Source organism: Saccharomonospora iraqiensis subsp. iraqiensis (assembly GCF_000430445.1).
GTDB lineage: Bacteria > Actinomycetota > Actinomycetes > Mycobacteriales > Pseudonocardiaceae > Saccharomonospora > Saccharomonospora iraqiensis.
Window position 1 is genome coordinate 3049 of record NZ_KE387066.1, and the last position, 1860, is coordinate 4908.

Genomic DNA, 1860 nt, shown 5'->3' on the forward strand with positions numbered 1-1860 from the left:
CGGCCGGGCCGGAGCCCGGCGACGCGCATCCGGCCGGGCCGGAGCCCGACGATGCGCATCCGGCCGGGCCGACGCCCGGCGATGTCGACCGCGCGGAGTTCGTCCGCCTCGACATCCGCAATCCCCTCGTGGCGAAGGTCGTCACCTCGGCGAAGGTCGACACGGTCGTGCACGTGGGTGCGGCGTGCCGGCCCGCGGCGCCGGGCAGGCGGGCGGCCCGCAAGGAAGTCAACGTCATCGGCACCATGCGGCTGTTGGCGGCGTGCCAGAGGTCGCCGCACGTGCGCAGGCTCGTGGTCGCCTCCACGGCCGCGGTGTACGGGGCGAGCCCCCGGTCGCAGGCCGTGTTCACCGAGGACTCCGAACTGATCCCGGACGACGCCCGGGGCTACGCGAAGGACGCGGTCGAGGTCGAGGACTACGTGCGCGGCTTCGCCCGCCGTCGCCCGGACGTCACCGTGACCACGGCCCGACTCGCCGACATCGTCGGCGGCGGGTTCGACACCGTGTTCGCCCGGTACCTCGGTCTGCCGGTGGTGCCGACCGCGTTCGGGTTCGACGCGCGCCTGCAACTGCTGCACGCCGAGGACGCGGTGGCCGTGCTGGAACGCGCCGCCCGGACCGACCGGCCGGGGGTGGTCAACGTCGGCGGGGACGGCGTGCTCACCGTCTCGCAGGCGGTGCGGCGGGCCGGCCGCGTGGCACTCCCCGTGCCGAGGACGGCGCTGCCGTCGTTCGGTGCGGTGCTGCGCGGCGCCCGGACGGTCGATCTCTCCGCGGAGAACGCGCGCCTGCTGAGCTTCGGTCGGGTGCTGGACACCACCCGGCTGCGCCGGGAATTCGGCTACACGCCCCGGTGGACCACCCGGGAGGCGCTCGACGACCACCTGCGCGATCATCCGCCGGTGCCGGGCAGCGACGCGTTCGTGCGGATGCTGGACGCGGCGGAGCGACGGAGGACGGTGCTCTGACGGTGCGGGACGACGACGGGGACGCGCTGGACCGGGCGCTGCGCTTCCTCCGCAGCCGCGCGGCCGGTGACTACCCGGTGGACGAGTTCGGGTTCGACGTCGAACTGACCGAGACCGTGCTGCTGCCCGCACTACGCCCGCTCTACGACCGGTGGTTCCGGGTCAGCGCCCACGGCGTGGGCAACCTGCCCGCCGAGGGCGGGGCCCTGCTGGTGGCCAACCACTCCGGGGTGCTGCCGCTGGACGCGCTGATGACCGCCGTCGCCGTGCACGACGAGCACCCCGCGCACCGGCACCTGCGGATGCTCGGCGCGGAGCTGGTGTTCCGCACCCCGGTGCTCGCGTCGTTCGCGCGCCGGTCCGGCAACACCCTCGCCTGCCACCCGGACGCGGAGCGGCTGCTGCGCGCGGGCGAACTCGTCGGGGTGTGGCCGGAGGGGTACAAGGGTGTCGGCAAGCCGTTCTCGGCGCGCTACCGGCTGCAGCGGTTCGGCCGGGGCGGGTTCGTCTCGGCGGCGTTGCGCACCGGGGTGCCGATCGTCCCGTGCGCGATCGTGGGCGCCGAGGAGATCTACCCGAAGATCGCCGACATCCGGCCGTTGGCCCGGCTGCTCGGACTGCCGTACTTCCCGGTGACGCCGTTCTTCCCGCTGCTCGGGCCGCTGGGTACCGTCCCGCTGCCGACGAAGTGGCACATCGAGTTCGGCGAGCCGCTGTCCACGGCCGACCGCGACCCCGCGGCCGCCGACGACCAGATGCTGGTGCTGGACCTGACCGACCGGATCCGGGAGGACATCCAGCAGATGCTCTACCGCAGGCTCTCCCGGCGGCGCGGGTTGTTCAGCGGCTGAGGCCCGCGCACGTCCGGCGGTGCCCGGGCGCGGGGCCG

Annotated in this window: 2 protein-coding genes; both read left to right on the top strand. The window is 74.6% G+C overall.

What is annotated here, in order from left to right; translation table 11 throughout:
• On the top strand, positions 1–971 hold a 971-nt coding region (locus ACTIR_RS22015; protein ID WP_233345838.1), incomplete at its 5' end, for an NAD-dependent epimerase/dehydratase family protein.
• Entirely contained in the window at positions 857–1822 is a 966-nt protein-coding gene (locus ACTIR_RS0106300; RefSeq protein ID WP_324607089.1) for a lysophospholipid acyltransferase family protein, read from the top strand. The genes ACTIR_RS22015 and ACTIR_RS0106300, both read left to right, overlap by 115 nt.
• Positions 1823–1860: the final 38 nt, after the last annotated feature.